This window comes from Corallococcus caeni, from assembly GCF_036245865.1.
Classification (GTDB): Bacteria; Myxococcota; Myxococcia; order Myxococcales; family Myxococcaceae; genus Corallococcus; species Corallococcus caeni.
Genome location: NZ_BTTW01000065.1, coordinates 1 through 451 on the forward strand (window position 1 = coordinate 1; position 451 = coordinate 451).

Below are 451 nucleotides of genomic sequence, written 5' to 3' on the forward strand. Positions count from 1 at the left end.
GGCAGCTCCACGCCGAAGACGGAGCGCACGCGCGAAATCGCCTGCGTCGCCAGCAGCGAGTGTCCGCCCAGCTCGAAGAAGTTGTCCCGCGCGCCGACGCGTCCGACGCCCAGCACCTTCGCCCACTCCGCCGCCAGCACCTCCTCCGTCGGCGTCCTCGGCGCCACGTACGCGCCCGAGACCTCCACTCCCGCTTCCGACGGCTCCGGCAGCGCCTTGCGGTCCACCTTGCCATTCGCCGTCAGCGGCAGCGCCGCCAGCACCACGAAGGCCGACGGCACCATGTACTCCGGCACCCGCCCCTTCAGCGCTGTGCGCACTGCGGCCACGTCCAGGCCTTCGCCCGCCACGTACGCCACCAGCCGCTTCGTCCCCGCCCCCTGCCCCTTCGCCACCACCACGCACTCGCGCACGCCTTCGCACTGCGCCAGCGCCGCTTCCACTTCACCCA

The 451-nt window shown here is 72.7% G+C and carries 1 protein-coding gene; it reads right to left on the minus strand.

Features of this window, described 5'->3' with window-relative positions; genetic code table 11:
• On the minus strand, positions 1-451 hold a 451-nt coding region (locus AABA78_RS38930; RefSeq protein WP_338270596.1), incomplete at both ends, for an AMP-binding enzyme.